Origin of the sequence: Neobacillus piezotolerans (genome assembly GCF_003362805.1) — a bacterium.
Taxonomy (GTDB): Bacteria; Bacillota; Bacilli; order Bacillales; family Cytobacillaceae; genus Bacillus_D; species Bacillus_D piezotolerans.
Genome location: NZ_QNQT01000017.1, coordinates 31,554 through 55,888, shown reverse-complemented (window position 1 = coordinate 55,888; position 24,335 = coordinate 31,554). Strand labels below are relative to the sequence as shown.

General features: G+C 44.8%; 22 protein-coding genes, 10 tRNA genes and 1 rRNA gene. 27 read left to right on the top strand and 6 right to left on the bottom strand.

The window, feature by feature from the left end; translation table 11 throughout:
* Positions 1-100 precede the first annotated feature (100 nt).
* From rrf to rocF, 12 genes are all read left to right on the top strand, one after another.
* Positions 101-216 (top strand): 5S ribosomal RNA (gene rrf, locus DRW41_RS21440).
* A 178-nt stretch (positions 217-394) separates the two neighbouring features.
* Positions 395-469 (top strand) — tRNA-Asn (locus DRW41_RS21435).
* Positions 470-490: 21 nt separating this feature from the next.
* A tRNA-Thr gene (locus DRW41_RS21430) sits at positions 491-563 on the top strand.
* 12 nt (positions 564-575) lie between these two features.
* Positions 576-650, top strand: a tRNA-Glu gene (locus DRW41_RS21425).
* Between the two features lie 7 nt (positions 651-657).
* A tRNA-Val gene (locus tag DRW41_RS21420) sits at positions 658-733 on the top strand.
* A gap of 24 nt (positions 734-757) precedes the next feature.
* Positions 758-833: transfer RNA gene (locus DRW41_RS21415), tRNA-Thr, on the top strand.
* A 7-nt stretch (positions 834-840) separates the two neighbouring features.
* Positions 841-925 (top strand) — tRNA-Tyr (locus tag DRW41_RS21410).
* 91 nt (positions 926-1,016) lie between these two features.
* Positions 1,017-1,088, top strand: a tRNA-Gln gene (locus DRW41_RS21405).
* A 102-nt stretch (positions 1,089-1,190) separates the two neighbouring features.
* Positions 1,191-1,263 (top strand) — tRNA-Lys (locus tag DRW41_RS21400).
* 44 nt (positions 1,264-1,307) lie between these two features.
* Positions 1,308-1,382 (top strand) — tRNA-Gly (locus tag DRW41_RS21395).
* 3 nt (positions 1,383-1,385) lie between these two features.
* Positions 1,386-1,461 (top strand) — tRNA-Ala (locus DRW41_RS21390).
* A gap of 350 nt (positions 1,462-1,811) precedes the next feature.
* Positions 1,812-2,708: an arginase gene (rocF, locus tag DRW41_RS21385; RefSeq protein WP_115454048.1), complete on the top strand. Its 897-nt coding sequence runs from the start codon at positions 1,812-1,814 to the stop codon at positions 2,706-2,708.
* A gap of 81 nt (positions 2,709-2,789) precedes the next feature.
* On the opposite strand, the gene DRW41_RS21380 is transcribed toward rocF, so the two are convergent.
* Complete coding sequence (locus DRW41_RS21380) at positions 2,790-2,954, bottom strand: aspartyl-phosphate phosphatase Spo0E family protein (protein ID WP_115454047.1); 165 nt, start codon at positions 2,952-2,954, stop codon at positions 2,790-2,792.
* 173 nt (positions 2,955-3,127) lie between these two features.
* On the opposite strand from DRW41_RS21380, the gene sigW reads away from it, so the two are divergent.
* The 6 genes from sigW to glmS all read left to right on the top strand — a co-directional run bounded on the left by sigW (position 3,128) and on the right by glmS (position 10,333).
* On the top strand, positions 3,128-3,691 hold the full coding sequence (sigW, locus tag DRW41_RS21375) for an RNA polymerase sigma factor SigW (RefSeq protein WP_115454046.1): 564 nt from the start codon (positions 3,128-3,130) through the stop codon (positions 3,689-3,691).
* A 12-nt stretch (positions 3,692-3,703) separates the two neighbouring features.
* Entirely contained in the window at positions 3,704-4,336 is a 633-nt protein-coding gene (locus DRW41_RS21370) for an anti-sigma factor family protein (RefSeq protein WP_115454045.1), read from the top strand.
* A gap of 254 nt (positions 4,337-4,590) precedes the next feature.
* A complete protein-coding gene (gene cdaA, locus DRW41_RS21365) occupies positions 4,591-5,418 on the top strand; it encodes a diadenylate cyclase CdaA (protein WP_115454044.1) in 828 nt (275 codons plus the stop codon).
* A complete protein-coding gene (locus DRW41_RS21360; RefSeq protein WP_115454043.1) occupies positions 5,411-6,646 on the top strand; it encodes a CdaR family protein in 1,236 nt (411 codons plus the stop codon). Before cdaA ends, DRW41_RS21360 begins: the two co-directional genes overlap by 8 nt.
* Positions 6,647-6,687: 41 nt before the next feature.
* The gene (gene glmM / locus DRW41_RS21355) at positions 6,688-8,037 is read left to right on the top strand and encodes a phosphoglucosamine mutase (RefSeq protein ID WP_115454042.1); all 1,350 of its coding nucleotides are present in this window, start codon (positions 6,688-6,690) and stop codon (positions 8,035-8,037) included.
* A 493-nt stretch (positions 8,038-8,530) separates the two neighbouring features.
* Positions 8,531-10,333 carry a glutamine--fructose-6-phosphate transaminase (isomerizing) gene (gene glmS / locus DRW41_RS21345; protein WP_115454040.1) on the top strand — a complete coding sequence of 601 codons (1,803 nt, stop codon included), beginning with the start codon at positions 8,531-8,533 and terminating at the stop codon, positions 10,331-10,333.
* A 613-nt stretch (positions 10,334-10,946) separates the two neighbouring features.
* Here glmS and DRW41_RS21340 read toward each other — a convergent pair.
* On the bottom strand, positions 10,947-12,218 hold the full coding sequence (locus DRW41_RS21340) for a RidA family protein (protein WP_115454039.1): 1,272 nt from the start codon (positions 12,216-12,218) through the stop codon (positions 10,947-10,949).
* 330 nt (positions 12,219-12,548) lie between these two features.
* On the opposite strand from DRW41_RS21340, the gene DRW41_RS21335 reads away from it, so the two are divergent.
* The 6 genes from DRW41_RS21335 to modA all read left to right on the top strand — a co-directional run bounded on the left by DRW41_RS21335 (position 12,549) and on the right by modA (position 16,920).
* Positions 12,549-12,818, top strand: coding sequence for a hypothetical protein (locus tag DRW41_RS21335; protein ID WP_142752260.1), 270 nt, complete (start codon positions 12,549-12,551; stop codon positions 12,816-12,818).
* Positions 12,819-12,953: 135 nt separating this feature from the next.
* Entirely contained in the window at positions 12,954-13,187 is a 234-nt protein-coding gene (locus tag DRW41_RS23720; protein WP_342772012.1) for a hypothetical protein, read from the top strand.
* 1 nt (position 13,188) lies between these two features.
* Positions 13,189-13,791 (top strand): alpha/beta fold hydrolase, encoded by a 603-nt coding sequence (locus DRW41_RS21330; RefSeq protein ID WP_342772011.1) that lies wholly within the window; start codon positions 13,189-13,191, stop codon positions 13,789-13,791.
* Positions 13,792-14,345: 554 nt separating this feature from the next.
* On the top strand, positions 14,346-15,122 hold the full coding sequence (locus DRW41_RS21320) for a class I SAM-dependent methyltransferase (protein WP_245959521.1): 777 nt from the start codon (positions 14,346-14,348) through the stop codon (positions 15,120-15,122).
* A 246-nt stretch (positions 15,123-15,368) separates the two neighbouring features.
* Positions 15,369-15,953 carry a GNAT family N-acetyltransferase gene (locus DRW41_RS21315; protein WP_115454036.1) on the top strand — a complete coding sequence of 195 codons (585 nt, stop codon included), beginning with the start codon at positions 15,369-15,371 and terminating at the stop codon, positions 15,951-15,953.
* Between the two features lie 199 nt (positions 15,954-16,152).
* The gene (gene modA, locus DRW41_RS21310; RefSeq protein ID WP_115454035.1) at positions 16,153-16,920 is read left to right on the top strand and encodes a molybdate ABC transporter substrate-binding protein; all 768 of its coding nucleotides are present in this window, start codon (positions 16,153-16,155) and stop codon (positions 16,918-16,920) included.
* 123 nt (positions 16,921-17,043) lie between these two features.
* Here modA and DRW41_RS21305 read toward each other — a convergent pair whose 3' ends face one another.
* Positions 17,044-17,532 (bottom strand): DinB family protein, encoded by a 489-nt coding sequence (locus DRW41_RS21305; RefSeq protein ID WP_115454034.1) that lies wholly within the window; start codon positions 17,530-17,532, stop codon positions 17,044-17,046.
* A gap of 280 nt (positions 17,533-17,812) precedes the next feature.
* Between DRW41_RS21305 and DRW41_RS21300 the strand changes: the two genes are divergently transcribed.
* Positions 17,813-18,853 (top strand): GGDEF domain-containing protein, encoded by a 1,041-nt coding sequence (locus DRW41_RS21300; RefSeq protein WP_115454033.1) that lies wholly within the window; start codon positions 17,813-17,815, stop codon positions 18,851-18,853.
* A 102-nt stretch (positions 18,854-18,955) separates the two neighbouring features.
* On the opposite strand, the gene DRW41_RS21295 is transcribed toward DRW41_RS21300, so the two are convergent.
* Both DRW41_RS21295 and DRW41_RS21290 read right to left on the bottom strand, forming a co-directional pair.
* Positions 18,956-20,242 carry an MFS transporter gene (locus DRW41_RS21295; RefSeq protein WP_115454032.1) on the bottom strand — a complete coding sequence of 429 codons (1,287 nt, stop codon included), beginning with the start codon at positions 20,240-20,242 and terminating at the stop codon, positions 18,956-18,958.
* 3 nt (positions 20,243-20,245) lie between these two features.
* The gene (locus DRW41_RS21290; RefSeq protein ID WP_245959520.1) at positions 20,246-20,710 is read right to left on the bottom strand and encodes an ArsR/SmtB family transcription factor; all 465 of its coding nucleotides are present in this window, start codon (positions 20,708-20,710) and stop codon (positions 20,246-20,248) included.
* A 260-nt stretch (positions 20,711-20,970) separates the two neighbouring features.
* Here DRW41_RS21290 and DRW41_RS21285 point away from each other — a divergent pair, with 260 nt between their 5' ends.
* Positions 20,971-21,810, top strand: coding sequence for a VOC family protein (locus tag DRW41_RS21285; protein ID WP_115454050.1), 840 nt, complete (start codon positions 20,971-20,973; stop codon positions 21,808-21,810).
* A gap of 92 nt (positions 21,811-21,902) precedes the next feature.
* Here the strand turns inward: DRW41_RS21285 and DRW41_RS21280 are convergent, their stop codons facing one another.
* Positions 21,903-23,237, bottom strand: coding sequence for a hemolysin family protein (locus DRW41_RS21280; RefSeq protein WP_115454031.1), 1,335 nt, complete (start codon positions 23,235-23,237; stop codon positions 21,903-21,905).
* A gap of 649 nt (positions 23,238-23,886) precedes the next feature.
* On the opposite strand from DRW41_RS21280, the gene DRW41_RS21275 reads away from it, so the two are divergent.
* Entirely contained in the window at positions 23,887-24,246 is a 360-nt protein-coding gene (locus DRW41_RS21275) for an anti-sigma regulatory factor (RefSeq protein ID WP_222928862.1), read from the top strand.
* Positions 24,247-24,335: the final 89 nt, after the last annotated feature.

Below are 24,335 nucleotides of genomic sequence, written 5' to 3'. Positions count from 1 at the left end.
TGTTCTTCCAAACTTCTTCTTCTTATCCAGTTTTGAGGGAATGAAATTTCTCTTGAAAAAACCTGAAAAGGCATTATAATAGAATATGTCTAATTCATTGTCTGGCAGTTATGGCGAGAAGGCCACACCCGTTCCCATACCGAACACGGAAGTTAAGCTTCTCAGCGCCGATGGTAGTTGGGGCCTTGCCCCTGTGAGAGTAGGACGCTGCCGGGCTATGATTATTAGGTTCACAACAGAGTATGAATTTCATACTATTCCGCAGTAGCTCAGTGGTAGAGACGAGCATCCCTGCCACGAATAAGCTGCGAGTTGTGCACGCCGAGCCGCTTCTTGCGGGTCTTCCTGAGGCGGGAACACAATTGCAATACTGGAGTATAGATATACTAATTATTCCGCAGTAGCTCAGTGGTAGAGCAATCGGCTGTTAACCGATCGGTCGTAGGTTCGAGTCCTACCTGCGGAGCCACTTTTAAAAATTTGGAATAATGCTTCCATAGCTCAGTAGGTAGAGCACTTCCATGGTAAGGAAGAGGTCAGCGGTTCGAGCCCGCTTGGAAGCTTATTTTTATGAAGGCCCCTTGGTCAAGCGGTTAAGACACCGCCCTTTCACGGCGGTAACACGGGTTCGAATCCCGTAGGGGTCACCATTTATATGGAGGATTAGCTCAGCTGGGAGAGCATCTGCCTTACAAGCAGAGGGTCGGCGGTTCGATCCCGTCATCCTCCACCATAAATTTTAATAGTATTCTATTATGCCGGTTTAGCTCAATTGGTAGAGCAACTGACTTGTAATCAGTAGGTTGGGGGTTCAAGTCCTCTAGCCGGCACCATTTTTTCGGTGGGGTAGCGAAGTGGCTAAACGCGGCGGACTGTAAATCCGCTCCCTCAGGGTTCGGCGGTTCGAATCCGTCCCCCACCACCATTTCCTGAATAGGTTCAAACGAAAAGAGCTATACTATGTATGTTCTTTTTATGTTGTATGAGCACTCCGGTTTCGGGGACAATAATATTATTGGGCTATAGCCAAGCGGTAAGGCAACGGACTTTGACTCCGTCATTCGTTGGTTCGAATCCAGCTAGCCCAGTCTTTTTTTATTTAGAGCAACGAGCATAGCTTTATAAATTAGCTATGAATTGCGAAGCATTTGACTTACTAATTTTAATTTTAGGGGACTTTATCCCATATCGAGCCATTAGCTCAGTCGGTAGAGCATCTGACTTTTAATCAGAGGGTCGAAGGTTCGAGTCCTTCATGGCTCATTTTGTTGTTTAAATGAACCTTTTGTAGTATAGTATTCATATACGCGGAAGTAGTTCAGTGGTAGAACACCACCTTGCCAAGGTGGGGGTCGCGGGTTCGAACCCCGTCTTCCGCTCCATCCGGGGCCTTAGCTCAGCTGGGAGAGCGCCTGCTTTGCACGCAGGAGGTCAGCGGTTCGATCCCGCTAGGCTCCACCATCACATCTTACATAAAGACCTTTTTGCCTTAAATCCATTTGGATTTAAGGCTTTTTTGTTCTTTTAAAAACTTTAGATACTCCGGCCTGTGTTTTGTTGTTCACTAGGTTTTGATGGATAAGCAAATCCAGATGAGTAAAGTCAGTAAAGTTAAAATGCGCGAAGGATTTCACTCAAAATTGCGTTGTGCGACAAAGAGATTAGATCGGGAAAGCAACAATTCTGCTTCCATTTTAAAGTACAAAAAAGTATTAAGCTTACCCGCGATCCTGTATATATATTCAAAGGTTTGTCGAGTTGAGTCAGTGGAAAGCAAGCGGTTACAATATGTAATAAAGGGGGAGTTTAAAATGAAAAAGTTGTCCATTATTGGAATGCCAATGGACCTTGGGCAGTTGCGAAGGGGAGTGGATATGGGTCCAAGTGCAATCCGCTATGCTGAAGTTGTCGAACGGCTGAAAACATTGTTTGATGAAATAGAGGATTTGGGGGATATACCTGTCGGAAGGCCCGAGGTTGTCATCGACAGGGAGTCCAAGTTAAGGAATCTTGAACTTGTTACTGAGAAGAATGGCAAGCTCGCCGAAGAAGTGGATAAAGTTGTGCAAAGGGGTTGGTTTCCGCTAGTCCTTGGGGGCGACCATAGCATAGCAATTGGCACATTGGCTGGCGTTTCCAAACATTATAAGAACCTTGGCGTCATTTGGTATGACGCGCATGGTGATTTAAATACGGCTGACACGTCGCCTTCCGGGAACATCCACGGCATGCCTCTTGCGGTCAGCATGGGAATCGGGCATAAAATGCTGACGGAACTAGGCGGCTACTGCCCTAAAGTTAGCCCGGAGAATATTGTCATTATTGGCGCGAGGGCGCTTGATGAGGGAGAAAAGGACCTGATTAAGGAAAAAGGCATTAAAGTTTATACAATGCATGAAATTGATCGAATGGGCATGGCAAAAGTAATGGAGGAGACAATTGCCTATCTTAAAAACAGGACGGACGGAGTCCATTTGTCTCTCGATTTAGACGGGCTCGATCCCCAGGATGCACCCGGGGTAGGAACTCCTGTATTTGGCGGAATCACCTACCGGGAAAGCCACCTGGCGATGGAAATGCTGGCCGAAGCCAACTTGATTACTTCAGCGGAATTTGTTGAGGTGAATCCTATTCTTGATGAACGGAACAAAACGGCAAAAGTAGCTGTGGAACTGATGGGATCTCTATTCGGCGAGAAGCTTTTGTAAGGGCAATATTGTAAAAAACAAGAAACCAGCTGTCACTTTGATGAGTAGCAGCTGGCTTTTTAAATGGATTACGAACTTAATTTATTTTTGATTAATCATGAGATGGTATGTGTTCAGCAAAGAGTCCAGTTTGGTGCTGGCCTCGATTACGTTTCTGTCTGTAAGGGATGCTTTGGAAGCAAGCTGGACCATTTCTCTCCGGGATGTTTCAATTTCCCTGGCCAGACGGGATAGCTGACAATGCATGGGTACCAATTCCTTTCTCAAAGTTACTATTTTTATCTCCGTTCTTTCATAATTTCAAACCTCAGAGATAGATATATGGTAAGATTTTGTTAAAATTGTTTTTAAATAAATGAAACCTTTTTGCAAGCGGTTCGTACTATCGCATAGCCGCAATTGGAGGCGGAGGTAAAACATTGGATGCTCTTGTCAAAAAAAGAATAAAACAAATAAAAAAAGGCGACCAGGATGCATTTGCCGAGATTGTCGAGCTGTACAAGGATAAACTGTACCAGCTGGGATACAGGATGCTTGGGAACAGGCATGAGGCAGAAGAAATCGCCCAGGAAGCCTTTATCAGGGCATATGTCAATATTAACAGCTATAACCAGGAATATAAATTCTCGACATGGCTGTACAGGATTGCGACCAATCTCTGTATTGACAGAATCCGTAAAAAAAAGCCGGATTATTATTTAGATGCCGAGATGGCCGGAACGGAAGGACTGACCCTCTATTCCAGGATCCCATCTGATTCCCCCCTTCCTGAAAAAGAGGTAGAGATGATGGAACTTCAGGAGACCATCCAGGGGGAAATAGTGAAGCTGCCCGAAAAATACAGGTCAGTCATTGTCCTGAAATATATCGAAGAATTGTCGCTTAACGAAATAAGTGAAATACTCGATTTGCCCCTTGGTACGGTAAAAACCAGGATTCATCGAGGGCGGGAAGCATTAAGGAAACAATTACGACATGTATAAGAGGTGAATAATGTGAACTGTCCTGAGGAAATAATTGTTTATATGCATGAATATCTTGATGACGATTTAGATCCAGAGCATGAACAGGTATTAAAGGATCATTTGGGCACGTGCAAAGCCTGCCAGACCGTCTTCCATGAAATGAAGAAGACGGTTGCCCTTATTCGTAGTACCGCCAATGTCCATGCTCCTGATAATTTTACCCAATCGGTTATGGCAAAGTTGCCCAAGGAAAAGAAAAAGATTGGAATGCAGCGCTGGATGAAGCGGCACCCGTTTGTTACAGCGGCCGCGGTCTTTATTTTCCTAATGGCTGGCAGTCTTTTCTCTGCCTGGGATAGTGACCGTGAATTCTCGACCACTAACGCTGGCCAGGTCGTCGTTAAGGACCATACAGTAATTGTCCCGGCAGGTAAGGTTGTAAAAGGGGACCTTATTGTAAAAAATGGCGATATAAAAATTGAAGGGGAAGTTCAGGGTAATGTCACTGTAATAAACGGGGAACAATACCTTGCTTCCGCGGGAAATGTGACGGGGAAAATAGAAGAGGTCGACCGCGCCTTCGATTGGATTTGGTATCATATTAAAAAAACGGCAACAGAACTTGTAAGCCTGGATGGCAAAAAGGAGCCTGACAAAAAATAAGCCACATCGGTGGCTTATTTTTGTTATCGGCCTACCGAGGGAACGATTTGCGTTTGGCACAGCACTCCTCGTTCTGAATCATTTTATGGTATAATGAGAAAGTTACATATGATATTGAATTGTTAGTATTTTTTTCAAAACGAAGCTGGCACCAAGTTGCCGGATGCATCAGGCATTCGGACATATGCTTTTTCACTTTAATAAGGGCTGGTTTTTCGGCTCTTTTCCTTAAATATACGACCGGAGGAAAACCAATGTCTTTTGGAGATTTTTCACTTTTTAAATCTTTGGCCAGCATAGTCGACATTGCCATCGTCTGGTACGTCGTCTATAAACTGATTATGTTAATAAAAGGGACAAAGGCGGTCCAGCTTTTAAAAGGGATCTTTGTCATTCTAATAGTGAAGGTACTCAGCGACTTTTTTGATTTAAGGACATTAAGCTGGATTGTGGACAACATTATTACATGGGGTTTCCTCGCAATCATCATCATATTTCAGCCTGAATTAAGAAGAGCGCTTGAACAGCTCGGCCGCGGACGGTTTTTTTCGAGAAGCAGCGGGCAGGAAGAGGAAGAACTCGAAAAAACGGCGTCCGCCATTTTCAAGGCCACCGATTATATGGCGAAGCGGAGAATTGGGGCTCTTATTTCAATTGAGCGGGAAACAGGGATGACTGACTATATTGAAACAGGCATCCGGCTTGATGGGAAGATTTCTTCAGAGCTGTTAATCAATATTTTTATTCCGAATACGCCTCTGCATGATGGGGCTGTTATCTTGCAAAAAAATAATGTAGCCGCAGCCGCATGTTACCTGCCATTATCGGAGAGCCCGTTCATTTCGAAGGAGCTCGGGACAAGGCATAGAGCAGCGCTCGGAATCAGCGAGGTGACCGATAGCATCACCATCGTTGTGTCCGAGGAAACAGGAAGCATCTCGCTTACAAAGAACGGGGAGTTGTACCGGGATTTAAGCATGGATACCTTCAAGGATATGATAAACAATGAAATTGTAGGAAAAGACAGGGGAAAAACAACATCTTCAACCCTTTGGAATTGGAGGATGAAGAAAAATGGATAAAATGCTGGATCACAGCTGGTTTGTAAAAGTTGTCGCCCTGTTGCTCGCATTCCTGCTTTATTCCTCTGTACCGGCAACCGAAGGAAAGAAGCCGAATGAATTTTACGTACCGGGCGATGAGACGGCGGAAACGATAAAAGATGTTCCCGTCAATGCGTATTATGATACAAAAAATCTCATCGTAACGGGGATACCCGATACAGTGAACCTAAAAATTACCGGGCCGAAGAGCCACGTCCAAAATGCTAAAGCATTGAGGAATTTTGAAGTGTATGTGGACCTCGAGGGGGCCCAGATTGGGAACAGGTCTGTTAAACTGAAGGTTCGCGATTTATCTGATAAACTGGATGCGGTGGTTTCTCCATCAACGGTGAATATTTCAATCCAGGAGAGAATAACGAAGGAATTCAGTGTCGAACCCGAGTACAACACCTCAATGGTAAAAGACGGGTTCGCGGCGTCATCGCCAAAGGTTAACCCGGATAAAGTGAAGATCACCGGCGCGAGGGATATCATTGACAGCATCACCTATGTAAAAGCCACTGTTGATTTGAAGAGGCCAATTGAACAAACCACAACAAGGGATGCAAAAATACGGGTATTTGACAGAGAACTGAACAAACTCAGTGTCATTGTTGAACCTGATTCGGTAGAAGTGACCATTCCAATCAAAAGCTTGACGAAGCAGGTGCCGATCAATATCGTCCAAAAGGGCTCCCTGCCAGACGGACTGGTACTTGAATCAATTGACGCCGATGTGAAGGAAGCTGTCATCACCGCCGATGAGGACGTCCTTGCCGCCACAAAGGCAGTAAGGGCAGAGGTAGATTTAAGCAAAATAAAAGAGAGCGGAACGGTAACTGTTCCGGTTATCATTTCGGAAGGAATTAAAAAGGTTTCTCCTGAACTTGTCAAAGTAACTGTCAAGGTACGATCTGATGAAGAGGAAAAGCAGATTTCTTCCATCCCGGTGAGCATCAGGGGCCTTTCCCCCGATCAAAAGGTTGTTTTCAAAGACCCGGAGGGCGGAAATACAAGCCTGCTTGTCTATGGTCCAGCCGATAAAATAGATTCGATCGGACCTTCCGACTTCCGGCTTTTTGTTGAACTTACGGGTTTGGATGAAGGCGATCATGATGTTGACATAGAGGTCGACGGGCCTAAAGATGTTTCCTGGAGGATGGCCAAAACAACGGCTACCATTACAATAACAAAAACAGATGCATAACCACCATTTGATGTGGATTCAGTAGAAGGAGCGATTGTAGAATGGGAAAATATTTCGGGACCGATGGAGTACGGGGTGTCGCCAACAGCGAACTGACACCGGAACTTGCTTTTAAATTGGGAAGGTTTGGGGGATTCGTCCTCACGAAAGACAAAGAGAGGCCAAAAGTGATTATCGGGCGTGATACCCGCATATCCGGCCATATGCTTGAGGGTGCGCTTGTCGCTGGCCTCCTTTCGATTGGAGCTGAGGTAATGAGGCTTGGCGTTATCTCCACTCCTGGAGTAGCATATCTAACCAAGGCTTTGGGAGCGCAGGCGGGCGTAATGATTTCAGCTTCGCACAATCCTGTTGAAGATAACGGAATTAAATTCTTTGGTCCGGATGGATTCAAACTTTCCGATGAACAGGAAAATGAAATTGAACAGCTGATGGACTTGCCGGAGGACAACCTTCCCCGTCCAGTGGGTGCCAGCCTTGGCCTTGTGAATGACTATTTTGAGGGTGGACAGAAATATCTGCAATACCTTAAACAAACGGTTGATGAAGACTTTTCCGGCATCCATATCGCGCTTGATTGCGCGCACGGGGCGACATCTTCTCTGGCAACCCATCTGTTTGCCGATCTTGAAGCAGACCTATCAACGATGGGAGCTTCGCCAAACGGCCTGAATATTAACGCGGGAGTCGGATCCACCCATCCAGAGGCACTGGCTGCTTTTGTAAAGGAAAAGGATGCGGACATCGGGCTTGCATTTGACGGAGATGGAGACCGAGTCATTGCAATTGATGAAAACGGAGCTGTCGTGGATGGCGACCAAATCATGTACATTTGCGGCAAGTATTTAAAGGAACAAAACAGGCTGAAGCACTCTACGGTCGTATCAACCGTTATGAGCAACCTTGGATTTTATAAAGGGCTAGAGAGGAACGGCATTCAAAGCGTCCAGACAGCAGTTGGCGACCGCTATGTCGTTGAGGAAATGAAGAAGAATGGTTACAATCTTGGCGGAGAACAGTCGGGGCATATCATTTTCCTTGATTACAATACAACCGGTGATGGGCTTTTGACCGGCCTTCAGCTTGTGAATATCATGAAAGCGACAAAGAAGCCGCTATCCGAGCTGGCGAACGAAATCCAGAAATTCCCGCAAATCCTTGTCAACATCCGGGTAACAGACAAATACCATGTTACCGACAATGACAAAGTAAAAGAAATCATTACCCAGGTTGAAACGGAGATGGCTGGAAACGGGCGCATCCTTGTCCGTCCATCGGGGACAGAGCCACTTGTGCGGGTCATGGCGGAAGCTCCGACAGAGGATCTGTGCAGGGACTATGTCAACCGGATTGCAACGGTAGTAGAAGCAGAAATGGGTCTAAAGGAGTAGTGCTTATCCAATGCATAAGGGAACGGAAGTGTTCCCTTATGCATATTTTATTATCATCCAAGCAGTTTTTAGTCCAATCTCCCTGGGTAAAAAACAAGGAACTCTTCATCTTGACGCATACACTATCTTCATGTAACATGTAAACTGCTTGTTTGCTAAATAGTTTTGAAAAAAATTCCAATTTATTCAAGAATAGAAAGGTGGACAGGGGTTTGCAAAGTTATAAAAGCGCCAGAACTAACCTGGACGAAGAAGGGGTTAGTTGACGAGGTGGAGGTTTATCGAATGTTTCGGCGGATGCCTCCCGGCCGCAGCGCACGGCCGAAAATTGCTCCTTAAATCATTGAGGCGACTCAATGGACAAAGGGACGCAAGCTGCGCACTCATAAAGGATGATTTGCCAAGGCATCCTAATAGAGAACAATACGGAGATAAGGGGGCAAGCTTTGCCCTCGGCACGGTCTTGCCCTCTTTGCAACAGGAGGACTAGAATATGTGTGGAATCGTTGGATATATAGGAAATAAAGATTCAAAAGAAATTTTGCTGAAAGGCCTTGAAAAGCTTGAATACCGTGGTTATGATTCTGCGGGAATCGCTGTCATGAGCAACGAAGGCGTTCAGGTATTCAAGGAAAAGGGCCGGATTGCGGATCTGAGGAAAATCGTTGACACATCCGTCATCGCGAATGCCGGAATTGGCCATACCCGCTGGGCAACCCATGGCGCGCCAAGCACCAGGAACGCCCATCCACACAGGAGCGGCACGAGCAGGTTTACACTCGTCCATAACGGTGTAATCGAGAACTATTCGGAGCTTCAGCGCGATTATTTGCAGGGTGTCGAGCTACAAAGCGATACAGATACGGAAGTCATCGTCCAGATGATCGACCTTTTTGCGAATGAGGGCCTGAGCACGCTTGAGGCGTTCTGCAAGACGCTTACCCTTCTTAAGGGTTCGTATGCACTTGCTTTGCTCGATGAGGAAGACAACGAAACCATCTATGTCGCGAAAAACAAGAGCCCGCTGCTTGTAGGCCTTGGCGATATGTTCAATGTTGTCGCCAGCGACGCAATGGCGATGCTTCAGGTAACCGATCAATTTGTAGAGCTAATGGATAAGGAAATTGTCATCGTAAAGAAGGATGAAGTGACAATCCAGAATCTGAAGGGCGAAACTATCAGCCGCTCGCCATACAAGGCCGAGCTTGATGCAAGTGATATCGAAAAGGGCACTTACCCTCACTATATGCTGAAAGAGATTGACGAGCAGCCGCTTGTCATGCGTAAAATTATCCAGAAATACCAGGATAAAAACGGCGGCTTATCGATTGATAGCGAAATCGTTGAGGCCATCACTGCAGCTGACAGGGTTTATATTATTGCCGCGGGTACTTCCTACCATGCGGGGCTTGTCGGTAAGCAAATGATTGAAAAGCTCGCAGGAATACCGGTCGAGGTCCATATTTCGTCCGAGTTCGGCTATAATATGCCGATCCTGTCCGAAAAGCCGCTGTTTGTTTTCATTTCTCAAAGCGGTGAGACAGCCGACAGCCGCGCCGTCCTTGTACAGGTAAAGGAAATGGGTTATCCGGCCCTGACAATCACGAACGTTCCGGGCTCGACGCTTTCCCGTGAAGCAGATTATACGCTTCTGCTCCATGCCGGCCCTGAAATCGCCGTTGCATCCACGAAGGCGTACACAGCCCAGCTGGCTGTCCTCGCTATTGTTGCCGAAGTTTCAGCGAAGAGCCGCGGCCGCGAAATCGGCTTCGATCTCGTCCAGGAGCTGGGCATTGTGGCGAATGCTATGGAAGCACTGTGCGATTCAAAGGAAATCATGGAGCACATCGCTCGGGAATTCCTGACTGTCACAAGGAACGCTTTCTTTATTGGAAGGGCAGTCGACTATTATGTGTGCCTCGAAGGTGCCCTAAAGCTTAAGGAGATTTCCTACATCCAGGCGGAAGGCTTTGCAGGCGGCGAGCTGAAGCACGGCACCATCGCCCTGATTGAGGAAGGAACCCCGGTCATCGCCCTAGCCACCCAGGAAAACGTAAATCTGAGCATTCGCGGCAACGTCAAGGAAGTGGCAGCCCGCGGAGCCAATCCTTGCATCATTTCCATGAAAGGGCTGGAAACAGACGAAGATACATTCGTCCTGCCAGTCGTTCATGAACAGCTCACACCGCTTATCTCTGTTATACCTTTGCAGCTTTTGGCTTACTATGCGGCCCTGCACCGCGATTGTGACGTCGACAAGCCAAGGAATTTGGCAAAATCCGTTACAGTGGAGTAGTTTGGAACTCACAACGGTAGTAAATTATTAGCCTGTCACTTTCTTCTTCCTCTGCTAAAAAGTCGGTACCTACTGTTAAATAGTTGGTACATTAGAGGAAAGAGCGAGAAGAAAAAAGAGCAGGCAGAACATATGTATTCAATTGGTAACTCAATAAAAATTCGGGCTGGATCCAATAGTGGTCCAGTCTTTTTTCTTTGTCCAATATCTCTTCAATCTCTCGACCAATAAGGGCCATTACGGGAAGAACTCTTTAACATTGGCAGAATATTTGTTATAGGCCAGAACGGAACTAAGAGGGCGAAAATCGAGGTTTTGGGGAAGACTTAATAACAGAAGAAAAAGTAACGGAAGGAGAGAAAAGGGGAAAGAGCGCTAGAACCACAAGGGTTTTGAGGGGGTGGGAGAGCGATGAGGGGGAGGAAAGAACGAATAGGCAGGTTATCAAAATTTCTGCCGTAATCGGCTATAATTTCGATGCTATTTCATCTGCTCTGTTAAAAAAGGAAGGCTGTCTCAATTTTCATTTGAGACAGCCCTTTTTATGAATAGGATAAGCAATTTCGGATTAACAAGTAATCTTGCTAGTTCCTGTTTTACAAACAAATGCCTGTTATGCTTTTCGAGGTGTTCCTTCAGCATTTGATACAATCGCATCAATTTGGATCAAAGCATCTTCAGGTAAAGCTGATACGCCAACTACTCTACGTGCAGGAGTACCTTGTGGGAAGAATGTTTTGTAAGCTTCGTCTACAGCTTCAATATCTTCAATATTTTTAACGAAGATATTCACTTTAACGACATCTTCCAAAACATGGTCGATGCTTTCTACAATTGCCTTGATATTCTTCAAGCACTGTTCAGTCTGCTCTTTTACACCGCCAGCTACCAATTCACCTGTTTTTGGATCCAAAGGTAATTGAGCTGAAAGGTGATTGTAATGAGAGAACGCTACAGTTTGTGTAGATAGAGAATTCTTTGGTGCGTTGTCAGTATTGTTCGCCCAGATGACAATGCCGTGTCTGTCTTCGATCGCCTGTGGAGGTGTACCGTCACCGTGCGACACGACTGCTTCGATTTGAACAGAAGCACCCAAAGGTAAAGCAGCAGCTTGAACTGTTGTACGTGCAGGGACGTAAGCCACAGCCCTAGCAATCGCTGAATCCGGGAAGAACCTAGAGTAAACTTCATTTACAGCTTCAGTATCAGCCAAGTCTGTAAGGAAAACGTTGATTTTAACGATATCGTCAAATGGAACGTCGATACTTTCTAAAATTGCCTTGATGTTTTTCAAGCACTGTGCAGTCTGCTCTTTAACATCGCCAACAACCAAACGGCCAGTCTTTGGATCGATCGGCAGCTGAGCAGTAAGGTTATTATAGTGAGAGAACGATACAGTCTGTGAAGATAGCGGGCTGATTGGTGCATTTGACGTGTTGTTGGTAAGCTTGATAAGGTCGCCTGCTTGTGGTGCGTTCGGAATTGTACCTTCGCCATGCGAAACAAGCGCTTCAATCTGAACAGATGCACCCTTAGGAAGGTCTGCGACTGCAACTGTTGTACGTGCGGGAACATAAGTCGGGAAGAATGTTTTATAAACTTCGTCTACAGCGTCTACATCTTTAATATTCTTAACGAATACCGTGATTCTAACAATATCGCTCATAACATGATCGATGCTGTCTGCAATTGCCTTGATATTTTTAAAGCACTGTTCAGCTTGCTCTTTTATACCACCAGCTACCAATTGACCAGTTTTGGGTTCGATAGGTAATTGAGCTGAAAGATTGTTGTAATGGGAGAAAGCTACAGATTGTGAATATAGACCGTTACCGTTTGGAGCATTTTCTGTATTTTTTGCTGATACTGCGTTATAGCCGCTCATGATGTATTCCCCTTTTAGATAAATATTTATTAACTCAAGTATGTACCAAAAAAACCGGTTTAAACCAAGTTGATATGGATTTGAAGGCTGCTTTGGCTCAACTGACGGCGTTCTTCACGCAGTTGAAAAAAATTCTCACACAGACTTCATTTTTGAGCAAGTGTCCATTATAACAGGCTTTCTTTGTGTTTACTACATGTTTCGTGTGAATTGCTTTTTGAGTTGAGTTTTTTTCTGGAAAACAACAGTTAAGGGCTGCGAAAAGTAGATGAAACATTTCGAAGCAACCCTTTCTAATCTTTATCATTAGCTCAACGAAATTTCTGTCAGATGTTTTTAGAGGAGTCGGCTGACCATAAGCAGGGGGTGGGCTGGTATTGGATCATTCTCGCGGATTTGGGAAACAAGGGCATGGTATCTGCGGCCAACGAAGAAATTATCGAGTATGCAACCAGGGCAATTGCCATCCTTACAGAAATCGGGAATCTTCCGGGAATCGCCAGGGCATACGAAGCGCGAGCGATTGCCTATAAGAATAATGGTGACGATAACCGGGCCGAGGAGGACCTAAAAAGATCTACGACTACAATGGCTAAATAGGAACTTCTTTTAAAAAATATAACTGTTACTACTTACTCGTCTATGGGCGGGTTTTTGTTTTCGGCTGCCTCTCTTTAAAGGATAATCCCTCCATAACGAGAATAAGTAAAGGTATAACTTGTGGTGGAGGTAACTATGTGGCAAAGGGAGCTTGTTAGCACAGAGAGAGGGACATTTGAAATATTTGTTTGCGGAAGCGGGGAGCCGCTCTGCATAACGCATTTGTACAGTGAATTCAATGAACGGGGCAACTACTTCGCTGATATGTTCATCCAGTCGTTCAAAGTCTATCTTGTGAACTTAAAGGAGGCTGGCAATTCCAGCAAAGTTTGCAATGAGAAAGAACTGAGCATGGAAGAATGTCCTTGATTTGGAAGCATTAAGAAGCGCCTTGAATTTCGAAAAGTGGAGCTTTGCCGGACATTCGACCGGAGGGATGCTTGGCTTGGTTTACGCTTCCTCGTTTCCCGATTCCTTAACAAAAGTCATGGTGGGCGGGGCTTCGGCGTCGAGGGGTTATATGGAGCATAGCGGAAGCATCTATTGTGGAAACAATCCCCTTAACCCTCGCCTAAAAGAACTGCTTTCAACCCTTAAATCAGCGGAATCTTCGAGGGAGGAAAGGATGAACGCGGGCAGGGAATGGACCGAAATGTCGCTTTATAATCCGGGGAAATTTGAAGAGTACTTTTCAAAACCAAGTAGCGGAAAGGTCGTTCCAAACCGGCTGGACTATTATTCTTATACTGAGCTACCTGCTTATGATAGTAGAGAGAGAATTAGGCAAATACGCATTCCGGCTATTGTCTTTTGCGGAGAGCATGATTCGCAGTGCCCAGTTGATTTTTCAAAGGAAATAGCTGAGCTGATACCGAATTCCAAGCTTTATATTTTTCAAAAAAGCAACCATGCGCCGTTCCTTGAAGAACGTGAAGAGTTTCAAAATATGGTTGGGGATTTTTCTAAACTATAGTGCTGAAAACCCTTTTGTGGGAATTCAATCAAACGTTTGATTGAATTCGGGAAAGGCAGGAAAGAAGAGATAAAGTAAATGGGCGCCTGCCTTCTCTAAAAGAGTGCCTGGCGCCAATTACAAGTGGAATTATAGAATAGGATTGCGTTCGGCTTTTAACCCTTTCCTCCAGTGGCAAATGCTTATACCAAGCCAGAGTAACGGGAGGAACTGAACCAAAAGGAAGCGCAACATAAAGCCTGAGGTGGTATCGGTTGGTGGATTGGTTGGTAAATTCCCTATATAAATGCTTAACGGCAAGATAAGGAGATTGACCGCCACACTAAGGAATAAGGAAGCCAATACGATGGCTTTGCCGCTTTTGTCCACATGTCTCATTTAACCAACTCCTTTAAAAGGGTTAAGTAGGCCATTCTTGAAGTACATTTTCTGAATTATATAATAATTATATCAATTGTTGTAAATATAAATACATATTACAAAAATTTCCAAAACGCTCATCTTAAATCTTAATAGCTTGGCATTACTGCCTGTTTAAAAAGGGAGGAAAATTCGTGCTGACAGACCCAGCCACTCTTTCGGACTGGCTTCCGCCACATTCCATGGAATGGTACAAACAGATTGGAAACATGGAAGGCCAATATCGGTACACGTGGAATTCCACGGTATCGCAGCCGAATGGAGAGTCTATTTTCGATGCGGAAGTTTTGAAGATGGTAAAAGATAAAGAAGTCCTCGATATAGGGTGCGGTGATGGGGAATTCACGCACCAGTGCGCGGCGTTTGCAAAGGAGATTGTTGGCGTTGATGCAACGGAAACGTTCACCGCTGCCGGAAATAAAAAGAAACGGGCGAATGTCTCCTTTGTGACAGGGAATTCAAAGCATGGATTACCAGTTGAGAAGGGACCATTTGATTGCGCCTATATTCGTAAAGGGCCGACATCCGCATATCCTTTTTTAAAAAAAGCAGTTAAGGAGGGAGGAACTGTGCTTGGCCTTCACCCCGGTGACGACCTTGGGATGGAGCTGCCTCTACTATTTCCAACCTTTTTTGAAAAAAAAGAGGGTACACCAATCCTTGATCTGATTAGGAAACGCCTTGAAGCAGGAAGCTTTTCTTCAGCGGAGTTTGATCATATAGAGGCGACGGAATATTTACACACCCCACTTGATGTAATAAAGTGGCGCTGTTTTGGCCAAAAGCCAAGTATTTATAAACGAATGATTGAAGAAAACCTGCCGGAAATAACGAGGATTTTTGAAAAGAACTCCACCCCTGCTGGGCTGCCGATCACCTTCTCCCGGTACATTGTCCGGATAAATGTATAAGGGAGTTTACTTTTAACAGGGAAAAACATACAATAAAACTTGTAAGGAAATAGTTGAAAAGGAGGGGATTGCCATGAAAACTATGAAATTTATATCTGTGATTCGAATCGCGTTGGTCCATACCCCTCAAACTAGGAAAAATTAATTTGCAAGAGATTGAGTATACTAAAAGGCCTTCGTGATTCGGACGAAGGCCTTTATTTATGGAGTTCGTTATTTAGATGAAAATATTCGGAGGCGGATCAAATGGAAATCAGGCCATATCGATCAGGCGATGAGACAGGCTGGGTGCGCTGCAGGGTGCTGGCGTTTTTGGACACAGCCTATTATGAAAATGTTTTAAGGGAAAAAGAAGTATATGATAATCCCTCAATTGAACTTGTTGCGATAGAGAATGGACAGGTAATCGGATTAATCGATGTTGAATATGAGATTAAGGAAAGTACGGTGTGTTCAAGAGGGACGGGTTTAGGCGGTATGATATGGCATATTGCCGTCCATCCGGATTTTCGGAGACAGGGCATCGGGAAACAGTTATTGCTTGAAGCGGAAAAATTCGCAAGGGTGAATAGCCTAAACCGACTTGAGGCATGGACAAGGGATGATGATTGGGTAAATGATTGGTATGTGAAAAATCGATTCCAAAAGGTCGATTCGTACCTTCAAGTGTATATGGGTGGGAAAGAGGAAATGAGGCAGGCTTTGAGCAGCAGCCTTCCAGACTTTCATCTAGTTCAGGCATACGGCCATTATGTTGGCGAGAAGAAAGAGGATATACAGGGACGCTTTAAAAGGGTTCATGAATGTTCGTGCTATGAGAAAAAGCTTTAGACTAAGAGATAAACTAAAAGCGCTTGGTTCGCCAGGCGTTTTTAAATTTTTGAAACCTTTGTGAAAAAGGCTTGCTATCGAAAAAAGCGATGTGCTGTAAGGTATAATGGAGAGTACTAGTTAGAGGATCGGCAACCTTTTTAAGTGGTTCCAATTTAAATATTGTTGACGGATAAATGCCTAGGAAGGAAGATAGTGTGTGAGAAAATTCAATAGTTTGATTGCGTTACTGCTTTTAATATTGACGGCTGCGGGCTGCGCTGAAAAAGGGAAGCCTGAAGAAAAACAAATCGAGCTGACCGTCTCGGCGGCCGCGAGCCTGCAGGACGCCTTGAATGAAATCGCCTCTAATTTTGAAAAGGAACATGAGGGTATTAAAATAAACTATAACTTTGGCTCTTCAGGGGCATTGCAGCAGCAAATTTCCCAAGGGGCCCCTGTTGACGCCTTTTTTTCGGCAGCCGCAGATAAAATGGACAAGCTCGAGAAGGATGGGCTGATTGAAAAAAGGACCAATCTGGTAGGAAACGAACTTGTTCTGGTGGTTCCGAAAAATGCACAGAAAACCATCCGTACATTTGAGGAGCTGGAGAAAGCGGATAAGATTTCGATTGGGACGCCGGAATCGGTACCAGCTGGGAAATATGCAATGGAGACCCTTGAACATCTCGGAGTCTGGGATGCGGTTGGAGGAAAGGTTGTCTTCGCCAAGGATGTCCGACAGGTGCTTACGTATGTTGAAACGGCCAATGTCGACGCTGGTATAGTATATAAAACCGATGCGATGGCCTCCAAAAAAGTCGAGATTGCCGAGACGGCTGGAGAGGACTCACATGGACCGATCATCTACCCGCTTGGCATTATTAAGGACAGCCGCCACCTGAAGGAAGCAACGGAATTTTACGAATATCTAATAGGGAATGAGTCCATGAAGGTATTGGAGAAGTATGGTTTCAAAGGGCTGTAGGATACGTTCATCGTCCGCCCGATTGAGATTCCAGCACTGATAACCATCCTCGGCAAATACAGTTTCTGGCCAAAGAAGGTTGATTAAAGCAAAAGGCATCTGAAGATCCGATGCCTTTTGCTATTACTCAGAAGTTTTTGCCGGCAGAAGCCCACGGCCGATAAAATTGGCGGATACCGGCTTCTTTCCGATTTCCCTTGCCCAAACCGATAATTGGCCAATATGGTGTATTTCGTGCGCAATTACATGGCGCATGACCTCGCCCCATGTATCGGTCACAATTCGACCGTCCGGTTCAGTCTCTTGGTACAGGTTGTTTTCCATACTGGAGTCCCAGTTCCTGATGAATTCTTCCACCTCTACATGGAACTTTGCATCAAGCTCCCTTACTTTTTGAAGTGTGTTAAAGTCTTCAAATTTTTCCTGGAAATCTGACTTCCCTTGAATAATGCGGAACCAGCTCCATTCCACATCAATAATATGGAAAAGGGTTTTCAGGATTCCCCCAACCCCGCCGGTCCGTTCCGCAAGCAGATCCTCCTCGCTCACGCCTTCGCACCAGCGATACCATTCGTCTCTGACCATCCAGTTATACCGAAACAACGCTTCCATGAAATCCCTCCCTTTCAAACCCATCATACCTTGTTTCACTGTTAATGCCTATTTTTACCGTGGAATAAATCACTTCCTTAACAGGAAGGAAACTAATTTGGAATTACGATAAAGGGGATTGTATACATAAATAATCTGCCCCTGAAGCTTTTGGTGGATTTTGGATAAAAACAGGAAAATCCCTATTGTATTTATAGGTCTTTCCGCCTACTATTTAAGTAATATACATACATCATATTAAAGGATTAGGCAGAAAAAACAGGGGCATGGAGGCAGCTTAATGGATGGACAGTATAAGTCGCTTTATGCGTTAAAACGGGCAATTTATTTATGGGTTGTTCCTTGTGTTCTCGTTTCGCTTATCTTGAATAACTATTTGCAGAATAACGCGAAGGCAGAGTACCTTCTTGGCTTGGTTACTAATTCAGTGTTAATCGGCTGGTTCAGTATCAGCTGGTTCTTGTTATACAGGAATCGGGCCATTCGGTTTGTAGAACTATCAAACCTGATCCTTGTGACGCTTTACCACATAATCACATTTTATGATGCCGTCTATAATGTCCTCTTGGAGGAAAGGCATGATTCACTGGGGGATTTTATTATATGGATGCCAATCTTTATGATGTATATCTTTTTAACACTCAAGAACAAGCACGCCCTTTTGTTTGCTTTGGTTGTTCTAGCAATTACGATTGTGCCAGGTGCCGTGAATGCAGGAAGGTATAATGCGGAGGAAATCGACTCTCTTTTTCAGTTTTACATGGCGAATATCGTTTATATTGTAGTCTTGTATTTTACCCACCATTTGGTCGGGGTCTATTCACAGTTGGCTGTTGCAAAACGTGAGGCCTATACCGATTCATTGACCGGGATTGCCAACCGCTATCAAATCGATGAGTGGCTGAACAGCCATATCAGGGGATCGGACAATAACAAAGAAGGTTTTTCAATTATCTTTTTTGACATTGATAATTTTAAGACTATCAACGACCAATTCGGGCACCACGTTGGAGATGCTGTATTAAAGGAGTTTGTTTTTCTCATTAAGGACTGTATAAGTCCGGACCGCTTATTTGGCAGATGGGGAGGCGAGGAATTCATCCTGATAGTAAAGGAAGAGGAAGAGTCAGCTGCCTTGATTGCTGAAACGTTGAGGAAAAGGATCGAAAAGCATAAATTTGCGATAGCGGGCCGGGTAACATCGAGTTTTGGAATTACAGGCTACCAGCAAGGGGATACCATCGCCTCATTATTGGACCGGGCTGACAAGGCGCAGTATACTTCCAAAAAAGAGGGGAAGAACCGGGTTACTCTTACCTAGGGCGATCCCGCCTGGCCAATTCCGCAGTATTAACCGATTGCCATTTGAAAAAACGCATTAAAAAAAGCGCCGGATTTTGCCGGCGCTTTGGTGTATTCGGGATCAGGTTCCGGAGTGCGCGGGAACTGCTTTTTTTTCTGGTTTGGGTTCCTCTTCCAAATGGGTTGCGAATGTCCTTTTATAAACATGGTATGCTACAAGGAGAAGGACACAGCCTCCGCTGACCCCCATCAAGAGCCAAGATGGAACCTTTTCAAAAAGGAATCCGAAAAGGACAAGTCCAATTGGCATCATCCCGCCCGCTCCGGCCTCCAGGAGGGACATGACCCGGCCTCGCAGCTCGTCGGGCGTCTTCTTTTGGAGCAGGACGAATATGGGCATATTAATGACCATGCCAAGGGAAGACATGATTAATGCAAGGATAATCATATAAATGAAGATGAAACTATTTGATATCCCCGCTGCGGCTGGCAGGCTCGGAAGCCCGAATAAGATAATCGTAACCGACATGCCCGCAACTCCGCCGAGGATGGCCCGGTCCTTTCTTTTGATTTCAGGGCGGACCGAAAGGATAATGGCGAGAAGCAATGTACCCACGGAGAAAGCGCCTTCAATGATGCCCAGCTGGTAGGAAGGCATTTTCCGGACGACCATAACAATGTATGGAAGCGCGATTGGGGCGGCGGCGAACCAGAAGTTCAGTCCGATCGCAAAAAATACAATGTTCTTGATAAATGATTCATTTTTGACATATGTGAAACCTTCCTTTAAATCATGGAAAAATCCATTGCTTTCTCGTTTTTCCTTTTTCTCCGCGAACAGGTGGTAGTTAATGAACAGGCTGAATATCCCGGAAATGGTGAATGCGGCGACGTTAATGGCCATGAAGGAATTGACAGGGAATAAACCGAATAGCGCGCCTCCAAGGACCGGACCAAGAATATTTGATAAAGATACTGCTGTCTGGTTAAGCGACATCGCCTTCTGAAGATGGTCCGGGCCAACCATGTTATAGATGGTTGAGGTTACCGCTGTTGAGTAAAACGTGTTGAGGGATGTGAGGACGGCGGTCGCCAAATAGAGAAGCCATATTTCTTTCGTAACGAATGTAAAAAGGGCGAACACAATGCCGAGCCAGGCGGCACAAGCGAAATCGGTCAGGATAATTATTTTTTTCCGGTCAAAGCGGTCGGCAACTGTGCCAGCCAGGGGTGATAAGACAATCCTTGGGATGCTTCCCATTAAAAGCGTGATGGAGAAATTAAGCGCCGAACCAGTCTGGCTCAGAATATACAGCCCAATCGCAAAGCTGTAAATCGATGAACCAAGAACCGCGATTATTTTGGCGGGAACAAAGAGAAATAGATTTCTTTTGACAGCATGTTCCATGCATTACACGTCCTCTCCGGTCAGTTCCTTTTTGAATTCGAGTGAAAGCGTATAGGATGTACGCCCTTCCTTATGCGCGACGGTTTTCTTTAGCCATTTTTCAAGGAGGCTGTCATATTCCTCTTCAAACTCTTGCAATTCCTCATCCGAAAATTCCAGGCTGATTCCTTTTGTACGAATCCCTTTTCGGGCGGGGTCATTGGTGTTTAAATTAAAGTGGGTGGCTTTGGAACGGTAGTATTTTTCCACAATTCCCTTGTTTTCCCTTGTTTCAACTAGTTCGAGGATTCCCCCTTTATAAAGCTGCTGAATATGGTAATGGATGCTCCCCGCGGTTTTTCCGAGTTCATCGGCAACCTGTTTGGCTGTCATAGGAACTTCGCATAATAAGTAAATGATTTTTACTCTTAGCGAGGTTGAAATCAGCTTCTGCTGTTCCAGATTGATTTCCATTATTTTTGGTTCCATGGAATTTTTTCTCCCCAATCTAACTTTCTATTTCGATTTAAAATGATTATACGTTCTAAAAAATTAGAACACAAGAATTTTTTGGTAAATAATTTCGACATATTTCTTAAAATAGGAATTCGGAAGGTTAGTTGCATGATGAAGGGGAATTAATTAAAGACTAATGAAATGGAAACAAGGGAATATAGTATTTTGCAGACAATCGCTTGGATACTATCACGGTTGTACCAAAAGTATAAAAAGGAGGGTAAGGGATGGAAATGAAGTTTCATCGGCCACCCAATACATTTATCGGTAATGTCCATATAAAAGTGCAGGATCTCGGAAGATCACTGGAGTTTTATAAGCGGATCATTGGCTTTGACGTGCTGGAGCAATCAGGCATGAAGGCGGTGCTTGGAAGCGGAAAGAAACCCATTCTGACGCTTGAGCAGCCGGAAAATGCCGTTCCAAAACAGCCGAGAACAGCGGGCCTATACCATTTTGCGCTGCTTTTGCCAAGCCGTTTTGAGTTGGGAAAATTTTTGCGCCACATTCTTGAGCTCGGATATCCGATTGGAGCGGCGGACCATCTCGTCAGTGAAGCAATCTATTTGGACGATCCGGATGGGAATGGAATTGAAATCTATACGGACCGTCCTTCTTCTGTGTGGAAATGGGCCGGCAATGAAGTTGAGATGGCTACAAATCAGATAGACGCTCAAGGCATTCTCGCGGAAGCGGGGCAGAGCAAATGGGAAGGAATGCCCGCTGAGACGATTATGGGGCATATCCATCTGCACGTTTCCGATTTAACGGAGACAAGGAAATTTTACGGAGAAGGCTTGGGCTTTGATCTTGTAAGCCGCTATCCGCAGGCTTTATTTATGTCTACAGGAGGATACCACCATCATTTAGGCCTCAATACTTGGAATGGGGTAGGGGCTCCGCCTGCCGCGGCAAATAGTGCAGGCCTGAAACAGTTCTCTATTATGTTTCCGGGCGAAGAGAAAAGGAATAAGGCAGTGGGTAAACTTGAAAATCTCGGCTTCCCTGTAAGCGAAAATTGGACTGTAAAGGACCCGTCGGGGAATGAAATTCACCTGGGGGTTCACGAGTAAGCCTTGCCCATGGCGGATATCAACACAGCCATATTGTGTCAAATCCTATAAGTACAAAAGAACCTTTCCGGTGGAGGAAAGGTTCTTTTTGTTTATTGTTCTTCAAGTCCTGGAGTCCCGGCCGGAGGCTTCGGCTCAGTCTGCCTGATTTCCACATAAAGGATTTGATGCCCATCAATATCATTGACTTTAAAGGCATATCCTTCCTGGTTCAGGACGTCGCCAATTTTCACGTCGTACGTATGGGAAAGAATCCAGCCTCCCAATGTATCGATATCTTCTTCGGGAAGGGCAATCCCAAGGATATCATTTACATCCTCAAGGAGCACCTTCCCGCTCATAATGTAATGGCCTTCTTTAATTTTCCTTATATCGGCAACTTCATCGGCATCAAATTCATCACGGATTTCGCCGACGATTTCCTCTAAAATGTCCTCGACCGTCACGAGGCCGGCGGTTCCTCCATATTCATCGACCAAAATGGCCATATGGGTCCGCTCTTTTTGGAGCTTAACAAGAAGTTCGTGAATCGGGATTGTTTCGATAACATGGATGACCGGTTTAATAAAATTCGTAAGCGGCTTTTCTTTTAGCGCATCGGGTTTTAAGGTCGCGGTCAGGATTTCCTTGATGTTGACCATACCGGCGACATTGTCTTTATCACCGTTAACAACTGGGTAGCGCGTGTATTTTTCACGGCGGATGGTTTCAAGGATTTCCTCCATGCTGTCATCGATGGAAAAGGTGACTATTTCAGTTCGGGGGACCATGATTTCCTTTGCGATCCTATTATCGAATTCGAAAATATTATTAACATAGGTTAATTCAGATTGGTTGATTTCCCCTTTTTCGTAACTTTCGGAAATGATGATCCTCAGTTCCTCCTCGGAGTGGGCGAGCTCATTTTCGGAGGCTGGCTTTAAGCCGAAAAGCCCGACAAGGAATCGTGCCGAACCATTCAGTGCCCATATAAAAGGGTACATGACTTTGTAAAAGGTAATAATCGGCCTGGCAAAGAGCAAAGCGACTGCCTCGGCCTTCTGGATGGCAAAAGTTTTCGGGGCGAGTTCTCCTACAACCACATGCAGGAAGGTGATGAAAGCGAACGCAATCCCGAATGACAAAATATGTGAAACTGACCCGGTGACATTAAGGTTTTTAAACACGGGTTCCAGCAAAGCCATGACAGTCGGTTCGCCGAGCCAGCCGAGGCCCAGGGCAGTAATGGTGATGCCGAGCTGGCAAGCGGATAAATACTCATCCAAATGCGTGATGACATGTTTTGCCGCCTTTGCCCCTTTCCTGTTTTCTTCAATTAATTGATCAATTCTTGAGCTCCTTACTTTGACAATCGCGAATTCTGTGGTGACAAAAAAAGCTGTCAATGCAATTAAAATGAAAACAAGCAGCAAATTAAATACTATCAATGGAATGCCCTGAAACGCAGGGCTACACCTCCTATTTTTTCACGGCTTATATACCGTTTGCCGTATGGCGAAGTAAATCTCTATAAATATTATTAGCAAAACGGGAAGGGACTTGGCAACTTTAATTGTCTGGCTGCCCTGGGAAACATGTTGCTCCTTGGCGAAAGATATTTGGAAAAAACCAATCTTATTCTTCATTTTCTGACAACAAATACAATGGAATTGAGTTAATATTTTCATAAGAAAATATTAACCAGCACAACGAGGTCCCGTATAAAGGCAATTTATGGGGATTTGGCGGGAAAAAAGTTGGGAAAATCGGAGTAGGATTTTATTCCTGTGGTTATTTGTAAGGTTTTCCAGTATACTGAAAGAGTAAAAACGCACGAAAAATAGGCGTTTTTCACAGATTTCCTATCGAAAAATCCCGTTTTTATTTATATAAAATTCTGCCAAAAGGTACGGCGAGGTACATGGAAAACACCGCCAATAAGCCAGGAAGGATTTGCAAGGCCTTTCTGGCTTATTCTATAAGGGGGAATCAATGGTGGAGGTTTTTGAAATTACAAAAGAAATCAGCCAGGATTGCCTGTTGCAAGGACATTTTCCGGACAAGTCAAGTATTAAAATAAAGACAGAGGATGACATTATGTCAGCCAGGCGGATAGCGCGTGAATTTTCACATGGCCTTGGTTTCAGCGCATTCGACCAATCCCGCATCATTACACTTATTTCCGAGCTCTCGCGCAATATCTATAAATATGCCGGACAAGGCTATATTTCCATCGAAACGGTTAAAGGCCCTAACGGGTCGAAAGGCGTTAAAATCCATGCCGTCGATTGCGGGCCAGGAATTTTAAACGTAAACCGGGCGATGGAACAAGGCTATTCAACCTCTGGCAGCCTTGGGGCCGGGCTTCCCGCCATCAAGAGAATGGCCGATGAATTCTCTATCGAGACAGCCGAGGGTAAGGGAACGTATGTAAAAATTATAAAATGGCTTAATTAACTTGGCCAATTTTCATCACAAACATATTCCATATACCACCCAAAATCCATCCTTAAACATAAGGATGGATTTTTTTTAAAAAAATAAAG

Coding starts and splice junctions, on each gene's coding strand:
- rocF (WP_115454048.1), top strand. CDS start 1,812: ATGAAAAAGTTGTCCATTATTGGAATGCCAATGGACCTTGGGCAGTTG.
- DRW41_RS21380 (WP_115454047.1), bottom strand. CDS start 2,954: ATGCATTGTCAGCTATCCCGTCTGGCCAGGGAAATTGAAACATCCCGG.
- cdaA (WP_115454044.1), top strand. CDS start 4,591: ATGTCTTTTGGAGATTTTTCACTTTTTAAATCTTTGGCCAGCATAGTC.
- DRW41_RS21360 (WP_115454043.1), top strand. CDS start 5,411: ATGGATAAAATGCTGGATCACAGCTGGTTTGTAAAAGTTGTCGCCCTG.
- glmM (WP_115454042.1), top strand. CDS start 6,688: ATGGGAAAATATTTCGGGACCGATGGAGTACGGGGTGTCGCCAACAGC.
- glmS (WP_115454040.1), top strand. CDS start 8,531: ATGTGTGGAATCGTTGGATATATAGGAAATAAAGATTCAAAAGAAATT.
- DRW41_RS21340 (WP_115454039.1), bottom strand. CDS start 12,218: ATGAGCGGCTATAACGCAGTATCAGCAAAAAATACAGAAAATGCTCCA.
- DRW41_RS21335 (WP_142752260.1), top strand. CDS start 12,549: ATGTTTTTAGAGGAGTCGGCTGACCATAAGCAGGGGGTGGGCTGGTAT.
- DRW41_RS23720 (WP_342772012.1), top strand. CDS start 12,954: ATGTGGCAAAGGGAGCTTGTTAGCACAGAGAGAGGGACATTTGAAATA.
- DRW41_RS21315 (WP_115454036.1), top strand. CDS start 15,369: ATGGAAATCAGGCCATATCGATCAGGCGATGAGACAGGCTGGGTGCGC.
- DRW41_RS21305 (WP_115454034.1), bottom strand. CDS start 17,532: ATGGAAGCGTTGTTTCGGTATAACTGGATGGTCAGAGACGAATGGTAT.
- DRW41_RS21300 (WP_115454033.1), top strand. CDS start 17,813: ATGGATGGACAGTATAAGTCGCTTTATGCGTTAAAACGGGCAATTTAT.
- DRW41_RS21295 (WP_115454032.1), bottom strand. CDS start 20,242: ATGGAACATGCTGTCAAAAGAAATCTATTTCTCTTTGTTCCCGCCAAA.
- DRW41_RS21290 (WP_245959520.1), bottom strand. CDS start 20,710: ATGGAACCAAAAATAATGGAAATCAATCTGGAACAGCAGAAGCTGATT.
- DRW41_RS21285 (WP_115454050.1), top strand. CDS start 20,971: ATGAAGTTTCATCGGCCACCCAATACATTTATCGGTAATGTCCATATA.
- DRW41_RS21275 (WP_222928862.1), top strand. CDS start 23,887: ATGTCAGCCAGGCGGATAGCGCGTGAATTTTCACATGGCCTTGGTTTC.